This is a genomic window from Dialister sp. UBA1703, assembly GCA_002320515.1.
Taxonomy (GTDB): Bacteria; Bacillota; Negativicutes; order Veillonellales; family Dialisteraceae; genus Dialister.
In genome coordinates this window covers 1-8021 of record DCJJ01000044.1, presented here as the reverse complement: position 1 = coordinate 8021, position 8021 = coordinate 1, and the positions used below count along the sequence as shown (strand labels likewise).

The window sequence follows — 8021 nt, the reverse complement described above, 5'->3', positions numbered from 1 at the left end:
GACAGAACCTTTGGCGCCCAGGGCGTAAGCCCGGCGACGCCATCCCCCTCGCGGCGAAGCCGCGTCAACCTTCGGGAATACAGCTGCCCGCCACCCATGACACATGACACTACAGCCTGTAATCCTTTGTTCCCGGTATCTTCTTTATCCGGATTCCCGGAAAGATGAAAATCACACTGGCTATGAGACCTACAAAGAGAGGCTCCACCGGAAGACCCATGAAGACAGCCAGGAGAGCGGCCAGGGTGCTTCCTGCCATGGAAATGACCGCCCAGGTTTTGGTCAGGTGTCCCGGAAGGAAGACGGCTATGGTGAAGGGGATGAAGATACCGCCGCCACGAAGGGCCATGGAGAGGTAGTTCCAGAAAAGCACCTCAGACCCCCGGTTGGCGATGGAAATGACGCAGGCCAGCGCCATAACGGCCAGCACCGTCATTTTCGTCACTTTCAGGAGCTTCAGGTCGTCCGTGATTTTGGTTATGGGCATGATGATGTCATGGGAAATCATGGTGCCGATTCCCAGGGACAGGCCGCCGATACTTCCGATAAGGGAGAGAAGAATGCCGCCCATAGCCAGGCCGCCGATGAGGGTGGACGTGTGGTTGATGAGGTAGGCCGGCAGCACCAGAATCGGCGATACATTGGGATCAAAGGCATGCATATACATGCCGATGGCCACACTGGGAAGGCCTACCGGAATGACGATGAGGGCCGCCGTGAAACAGCCGAAGGCCGCCGTTACCGGCGTGCTGGCGGAGAAAATGCACTGGATATAGGTCTGGGTGCAGAGAACACCTACAATGACGGAAAAGAGATTGGCCATGGAAGGCTCAAATCCCCGTCCGAAAAGATCAAGCTCCCTCGCCGGCAGGGCATCCCAAGCCGGCGTACCGTGAAGCATCTGGAAAGCCTCAAAGCCTGCCACGAAAAGGGACACCCAGATAATGGCCATTTTCATAATGCCCCCTACTGCCGCACTTTTCATGCCGCCGAAGAAGGTATAGCCGATAACCATGACAATGAGGAGCACCGAAGAAACCATGGGATCCAGCCCCGACAGGCTGGAAATGATTTCAATCCCCGGCAGACAGCTGGCCACGGCGGAGAAAAGAATGCCTATGGAAGAAATCACGGAAGACAGCTCCTCCGCCTTCTTCCCGTAATTCAGGGACAGAAACTGGGGAATGGTCTCCAGCCCCGTGCCCCGCATGCGGCGGGCATAAAAAAGGCCCATAATGATAAAGGCAATGCCGCTTCCCAGGGTGAACCACCAGGCCGACAGGCCGAAACTGAAAGCCAGCTGCGCCGTACCGATGGTGGCGCCGCCGCCTACCACCGTACCGGCAATACTCCCTGCCACCAGGGGAACCCCTGCGCTCCTGCCGCCTACACTGTAGCCTGCAGCCGATGAAATGGACCGGGAATGGTAAATCCCGATGCCGATGACCAGGGCCACCGTGAAGAGGATAATCACAGCATGCATGGTTGTAAGATTCATAATCCTATCCTTCTTTCCATGAATCTTCAAAAAACTTTTTAAAAGCATTATAGCAGAACAGGTTAGCTATGAACAGGAAAAAAGGACTTTTCATAACCATTTTTTCTTTTGCAGGAGAAGAAGGTATAATGGAAATACAGGGGACGCCCGCTCCGCGGGCGAGGGTTCTTAAGGTTCTCAGGTTTGACGGCGCCTTTGGCGCCGAGGGTTGTGGTGGCGGCTTCGCGGCAATGAGTATAAATGCTGCCAGTCGGCGGGCAGCGGTTAGCCTTTTCTTTTTCCCCTGGGCTGTCGCCCTTCATATTTTCGGGAATACATCCCGGCACTGCTTCCCGCCGACTGGTATGCAGCATCATTCCCTTACTTACGATTCTTACCGAGATCCTTCGCCTGCGGCTCAGGATGACAGGGGCAGGCGGGAATCGGACAACCAACAGCTGCCCCCCCCTGTCCCACTATCTCACCAGCCAACTAGCTCACTAGATCACTAAATCACTAAATCACAAAGGAGCATCCCATGTACAAAGCAGTCATTTTTGATATGGACGGTACTATTTTAAATACCATCAGCGACCTCACCGCCGCTTCCAATTATGCCCTGGAGCAAATGGGGCGGCGCCACGATTTCACGGAAGAAAAAATCAAGCTCTGCTTCGGCTGCGGCATTGACGCGGATATGGAGAAGGTACTGGCGCTGGAGGGCGGATGCCCGGAGGAGGAGCTGGAGTATATCGGAAGTTCCATCCCCTTTTCCCGTTACCATTTTTCGGAAAAGGACGTAGAGACTTTAAAAAGTTTCTTCGTCCCCCGCTACGCCGCCCACTGCCGCGAAAAGACAGCGCCCTATAAAGGCATACCGGAGGTGCTTTCTGCCCTTCGGAGCCATGGCGTTTTAACGGCCGTGGCGTCCAATAAGGATGACAGGGATGTGCAGGTGCTGGCCGACGCCCTTTTCCCCCGCCTCTTTGACCGGGCCATGGGCAATCATAAGGAAATCCGGCGCAAGCCGGCGCCGGATATGGTAATGGCCATTCTGAAGGATCTTCATGTGTCCCCTGCCCAGGCTGTGTATATCGGCGATTCGGAAGTGGATCTGGAAACAGCGAAAAACGCAGGGCTTCCCTGTATTTCCGTGGACTGGGGCTTCCGCACCCGTCCCTTCCTCCTTTCCCACGGAGCCAGGGTGATCGTCTCGTCCCCCAGAGAACTGATTCCTCTCTTGATGGGATAAATAAAGGGGTTATTAAAGGGTTCAAAAGGTTCAAAAGGTGGTGGTGGGCGCCTGGCGGCGCCAGTATAAGTGCCGCCTTCGGCGGCATATAAACTCATCGCCCGTAAGGGCGATACCACAACCCTTTGAACCCGTCTGCCAAAGGCAGACAGAACCCTCTGCACCTTTTGAACCCTTTTGCTTTTGGAATAACTTTTCCCCCCGCCTCTTTTGACACGTAAAAATCCCTGTGAAATCATTTGATTTCACAGGGATTTTTCATTTCCTGATTATTTATGTTCGAAAATATCCACGCGCCGTCCTTCGGCTCCGCTTCCATCTTCTGCGCCTTTCACCATGGCCACCAGTTTGGAGGCGTCCACGCCGTGATCTACAGCGTACTGTTTCACGCTTTCAATGCGGCGTGCAGAGAGGTCTTTGTTATAGTCCGCACTGCCGGTGGCGTCAGCCCGGCCTACGAGTTTGAAGGTGTGGCCTGTTTCCTTGGCCTTTTTAATGAAGGCTTCCAGGTTCACCTTCTGGGCATCATCAATGGCGGCGGAGTCGCTCTTGAAATGGATGCTGTTGAAGTAGTAGTCATTTTCCGGTGCCTTTACCGGTGTGTCTGCCGGTACGTCCACCGGATCCGCCTTGCCGGCGGAGGGCTGGATGGTAACGGTGGAGGGAGCTGTATCTTCTTCGAAATCGTAGTTCTTATCTTCCGTTTCCGTAAAGGCTGCTGCATCGCTGCCGCCGAAGCGGTAGGACAGGCCGGCCATGAAGCCTTTGTAGGACACGTTGTGGTCATCGTCACCGCGGGTGTTGAGGTAATGGTAGCCGGCATTGAGGTCCACGTTCTTGTCCACTGCCAGGTTCACCCCTGCTTCCCACATGGAGGTGGATTCGGTGCCTACGGCGCCTTTGGCATATACATCCACCACATCGTTCACCGGCTGGCGGGCCACGATGCCAAGCTGGGCAATGTTATTGGTGGTATCGGAGGAACCGAAAACGCCGCTGGGGAAGTCCTTCATGGCAATGCGGTTCCACCCTGCAAAGGCAGCTACCTGGGGATGCAGGGAGTAAAGAGCATTGATTTCATTCATATTGCCATTGGTATGGTCCGTATGAAGGCCGGTGTACTGGTACTGGGCAGCCCAGCGGTCGTTAATGCCGTAGGTCAGTCCGCCCAGGAAATTCCATTCTCCGTCTGATTTATAGCCATTGGAATGGGCGGAGGAGTCCCACATACCCACATTCACTTCCGTTTCCCCCTTCTTAAAGGAAGTCTGGGGAGACGCATAGGCCGCGCCGGAAATGGAAGCCGCCAGGGCCAGCATAAGAAGTACTTTTTTCATCATATTCACCTCACGAATTAACGCTTTATGTATTCAGTCTTATGGATATTATACCATATGGGGCCACTTTGTGGCCCGGGTTCAAAGGGTTCAGAAGGTTCAGAGGGTTCAAAGGGTGGTGGTGGCGGCTTCGCCGCAGGTCTTATAAAAAGGGGGCGCGGCTGGCGCCGCAGGTTGTGTAGAAGGGTTGTAAGGGAAAAGGGTTCAGCGGGTTCATAAGGTTCAAAGGGTTTAGAAGGTTTAGAGGGTGTGGATTGCCGCTGCGCGGCAATGAGTATAAAGCCGGCGTTACGGGATTCCTTTCCCGCCGGACAAGTCATCCGGCATTTATCAGTATACCTTCTCTTACGATTCTTACCAATGCTGCGCCCAGAATGACCGTCAGAAGACCGGAAGTCCGGTTTATCAGTCTGACGTCTTCCCATCTGATGTCTGGTGCCTGTCTCCTCTATTCAACTTTACGCTGTACTATCTTCCCAGCACTTGATCAATCATTTCCTTAAGTTCTGCCGCCGCTTTTTCCGGTTCATCTGCAGCCATAACAGCAGAGACTACGGCAAAGCCGGAGAGACCATAGCCTTTGAAAAGGGGGATGGTGTTTTTATTCATGCCGCCGATGGTGACGACCGGGATATGGACGGTATCCATGATTCTTCTAAGCTCCGAAGACGAGGTAATGTCCGCATCTTCCTTGGTAGCCGTAGGGAACATGGCCCCTACGCCCAGGTAGTCGGCGCCGTCTTTTTCCGCCTGCACCGCTTCTTCCAGGGTGCCTGCAGAGACGCCCAGGATTTTGTCCGGGCCTATCAGTTTTCTTGCCATGGCCGCCGGCATGTCGGACTGTCCTACGTGGACGCCGTCTGCGCCGCTGGCCAGCATAATATCGATACGGTCATCTATAATGAGGGGCACATGAAAAGCGTCAGTGATTTTTTTCAGTTTCACTGCCCTTTCATAGAGGAGTCCGGTGTCTCCTTCTTTTTCTCGAAGCTGTACCAGGGTGACGCCGCCTTTCAGTGCTTCTTCCACCACCTTTTCAAAGGTGCCGGCTGCCGGCTGGTTTCTATCGGTAACCAGGTAGAGGCTGTAATCAATGTTCTTCATAGCGGGCTCCTTTGGCAAGGATTTCACCGGTCATATGTCCCAGTTCATCCAGTATGCCCATATGGAAGTGTCCCAGTCCCTGTTTTTCGTATGCTTTCCAGGCTCTTTCACCGGAAAGGCCCATGGCTGCCATGGCTGCCACAGAGCTTCCGAAGGGATCCTTCGGGCTGGCGCCGCAGAAGGCACCGATAAGGGTGGTACACATGCAACCGGAGCCTGTAATGAGCGGCATTTCAGGACATCCGTTATGAATAAATACTTTTTTATTTCCATCGGTAATTATATCCACCTTGCTGCTGATGACAACCACCGCATTCCATGTCTGGGAGAGCTTGGAAGCCAGTTCGGCCGCCTCTTCCAGGTTCACTGTTTCGCCGGCGTCCACGCCTTTGGTATGGAGATGAACGCCGCCCAGGGAGAGCACTTCGCTCATATTTCCACGAATCACCGACATGTGCACATGGTTCATGATTTCCGCCGCCATCCGGTTGCGGAAGGAAGTAGCACCGCAGCCTACGGGGTCAAATACCACGGGAATATGATGGGCATTGGCACTGCGGCCGGCCTCAATCATGGATTCTACTTTGCTCACATTCAGGGTGCCTATATTAAGCACCAGAGCCGATGAAATAGCCGCCATGTCTCCCACTTCGTCAATGGCATCGGACATTACCGGCGAAGCGCCGATAGCAAGACATGCATTGGCACAGTCATTGACCGCGACGTAATTGGTAATGTGATGAACCAGAGGATTTGATTTCCTTACCTGATCCAGATATTTTGCTAGTTCCATTGTATTCGCCCCTCAGTTCCGGACTTGATCAGCCCAATAGGCAGCCATGCGGCTGCTTCTTTTCGTGCCATATCCCTCTTCATAGTAGGAAGACATGATTTTATAAAATTTAAAATGTCCCTTTCTTGCCAGCCGCTGGGCCAGCTGGAACGCTTTCTTTGGATTTTCCTTATGAAAGACTTCTCCGTCATGGGGACCAGGTCCCGCATAGTACTTCCACAAAAGGACATCCACGTAAATGTCGGATGACGAAGATCCTTTCCTGGCAGCTTTAGTGAAATCCTTTTCTGTCACTCCCAGTACATCTCCATAATAAAGATAGAGCTTGCCCAGAAAGGCTGATGAGTCAACATCACCGGCTGCAGCTGCTTTTTTGTACCAGCCTGCCGCTTCCTTCATCTTTTCGCTGTCTTCCGTTGACAGTGTCTCTCTCCTGCCGGTACGCAGGAACTGAAAATTTTTCATGGCCTGCAGTGCTTTCATGGCCCTGCCGCAGCAGAAGCAAATCAGCTTTTTCCGGCATTCTTCGCTGCCGGCCCGGTATCCCTGTTTCAGGTTTTCTTCAAAATCCTTATACCGGCCCTGGGATAAGGCTATATCTGCCAGCGCTTCAAATGCAATACCGCAGCCTAAAGAAGCGGACTGCTCAAGATAGGAAAGAGCCTTCTTTTTTTCTTCCATGCCATCCGGTATGGCCGGATAGGCTCTCCCTGCCCGATATGCCGCAAGCCCTGCTTCGACCTTTCCTCTCCGGTCGCCCCGCTCATAGGCTTTCAGGTACCAGGCAATGGATAAATCCACATTTTTATGGACCGCTTTTCCTTCGTCATAGAGCATGCCCAGTTTAAAGCATACGGAAATACTGCCGTCATGAAAGGCCTGGGCATAGAGCTCCAGTCCCCGTTTCACATTCACTTCCGTCCCCCTGCCCCTGATAAATGCATCCCCTGCCAGTTCTCGGCAGAGGTTATCTCCATGGACAGCGCCCCGCAGGAACCAGGACAGGGCCGTCCGGTCATTTTTAGGCGGGTTTCCCGGCTTCTCATTCCGCCCATGATCCTGGTAGAGTTTTCCTATTTCCGCATAGGCCTTATAAATACCGCCGGCAATAGCCTCTTTGTACCAGCTGATGGCAATGTCCCGGATTTCCTCGGAGCGAAGCGCATCCGGTGTCATCATACGCCCTGCCTGGTAAGCTCCCTGCGGAACCCCGCTCTGGTAGGCAGCGGCATAACAGTCAAAAGCTTTCTGTAGATTAGGCATCACTCCATAGCCATGCTCATATATTTCCCCCAGAAGGAGGCTGCTCCTGCCATGCCCTTTATCTGCCAAAGCCTGGAAGCAGTGCAATGCGGGCCCGTATTTTCTTTCCTTATAAAAACTTTTCCCCAGCTCAAAAAGCCTGGGCGCTGCCTGGCTGCTGCCCTGCCTAACAGCCCGGGACAGATAGGTCATGGCCTGGTCATAATTTCTGATTTTCAGGTACTGCTCTCCCAGATTCAGCAGTTCCCTCTTTGAAAGATTTAAGACCTCGATGCCCACATTTCCACTTCCTTTCCCAAATCATTTCATTTATTTCATTGTACCACGCCCCATCTCTTCCTGCCCCATGAAATCATATGTTTTTGAAAAAATGCATAAAAAAAAAGGGCCCCTCTTGGGACTCCCTTTTCTCCTTATTCAGCTGCCTTTTCAACAAAGGCCTTCAAATCATTATAGCCCACATTGCCGTATCCGATAATCCGGTTCACCGGCTTGCCGTCATGGAAGTAAATGAGGGTTGGAATGGTTTCTACTTCATACCTTTTGGCAATTTCCTCATCTTCATCCACATTAATACCATAAATAGGCGTTTCAATCTCACCGGAAAGTTTTTCTACCATAGGACGCAGTCTTCTGCAGTATCCGCACCAGGGAGCGGAAAATCCCAGAATCACATCGCCTTCGGTTAATACCTTATCAATATTTTCAGTGCCTGTAATCGGTGCCATCATATGCATACACTCCTTATTGTTCACAAATGAATTTCACTGTTTTTATGTATTTATTATATTCTAT

The 8021-nt window shown here is 52.5% G+C and carries 8 protein-coding genes; 1 reads left to right on the top strand and 7 read right to left on the bottom strand.

The genetic code is table 11. The annotated features are described in order from the left end of the window. Positions 1-109 precede the first annotated feature (109 nt). Positions 110-1498: a sodium:solute symporter family protein gene (locus B2Y11_RS02095; protein ID WP_291055552.1), complete on the bottom strand. Its 1389-nt coding sequence runs from the start codon at positions 1496-1498 to the stop codon at positions 110-112. Positions 1499-1560: 62 nt separating this feature from the next. Then, positions 1561-1854: a hypothetical protein gene (locus B2Y11_RS02090; RefSeq protein ID WP_291055549.1), complete on the bottom strand. Its 294-nt coding sequence runs from the start codon at positions 1852-1854 to the stop codon at positions 1561-1563. Between the two features lie 161 nt (positions 1855-2015). On the opposite strand from B2Y11_RS02090, the gene B2Y11_RS02085 reads away from it, so the two are divergent. Further along, on the top strand, positions 2016-2729 hold the full coding sequence (locus tag B2Y11_RS02085; RefSeq protein WP_291055547.1) for an HAD family hydrolase: 714 nt from the start codon (positions 2016-2018) through the stop codon (positions 2727-2729). Between the two features lie 269 nt (positions 2730-2998). Here B2Y11_RS02085 and B2Y11_RS02080 read toward each other — a convergent pair whose 3' ends face one another. From B2Y11_RS02080 to B2Y11_RS02060, 5 genes are all read right to left on the bottom strand, one after another. Further along, positions 2999-4069 (bottom strand): OmpA family protein, encoded by a 1071-nt coding sequence (locus B2Y11_RS02080; protein ID WP_291055544.1) that lies wholly within the window; start codon positions 4067-4069, stop codon positions 2999-3001. A 465-nt stretch (positions 4070-4534) separates the two neighbouring features. Beyond that, positions 4535-5170, bottom strand: coding sequence for a thiamine phosphate synthase (gene thiE, locus B2Y11_RS02075; protein WP_291055541.1), 636 nt, complete (start codon positions 5168-5170; stop codon positions 4535-4537). Next, positions 5157-5963 carry a hydroxyethylthiazole kinase gene (gene thiM, locus B2Y11_RS02070; RefSeq protein WP_291055538.1) on the bottom strand — a complete coding sequence of 269 codons (807 nt, stop codon included), beginning with the start codon at positions 5961-5963 and terminating at the stop codon, positions 5157-5159. The genes thiE and thiM overlap by 14 nt, the downstream gene beginning before the upstream one ends. Before the next feature lie 12 nt (positions 5964-5975). Then, on the bottom strand, positions 5976-7505 hold the full coding sequence (locus tag B2Y11_RS02065; protein ID WP_291055535.1) for a tetratricopeptide repeat protein: 1530 nt from the start codon (positions 7503-7505) through the stop codon (positions 5976-5978). Positions 7506-7639: 134 nt separating this feature from the next. Further along, a complete protein-coding gene (locus B2Y11_RS02060) occupies positions 7640-7957 on the bottom strand; it encodes a thioredoxin family protein (protein ID WP_291055532.1) in 318 nt (105 codons plus the stop codon). Positions 7958-8021: the final 64 nt, after the last annotated feature.

Bases quoted from the DNA above. Each gene is read 5' to 3' on its own strand.
- B2Y11_RS02095 (WP_291055552.1), bottom strand. From the start codon at position 1,498: ATGAATCTTACAACCATGCATGCTGTGATTATCCTCTTCACGGTGGCC.
- B2Y11_RS02090 (WP_291055549.1), bottom strand. From the start codon at position 1,854: ATGATGCTGCATACCAGTCGGCGGGAAGCAGTGCCGGGATGTATTCCC.
- B2Y11_RS02085 (WP_291055547.1), top strand. From the start codon at position 2,016: ATGTACAAAGCAGTCATTTTTGATATGGACGGTACTATTTTAAATACC.
- B2Y11_RS02080 (WP_291055544.1), bottom strand. From the start codon at position 4,069: ATGATGAAAAAAGTACTTCTTATGCTGGCCCTGGCGGCTTCCATTTCC.
- thiE (WP_291055541.1), bottom strand. From the start codon at position 5,170: ATGAAGAACATTGATTACAGCCTCTACCTGGTTACCGATAGAAACCAG.
- thiM (WP_291055538.1), bottom strand. From the start codon at position 5,963: ATGGAACTAGCAAAATATCTGGATCAGGTAAGGAAATCAAATCCTCTG.
- B2Y11_RS02060 (WP_291055532.1), bottom strand. From the start codon at position 7,957: ATGATGGCACCGATTACAGGCACTGAAAATATTGATAAGGTATTAACC.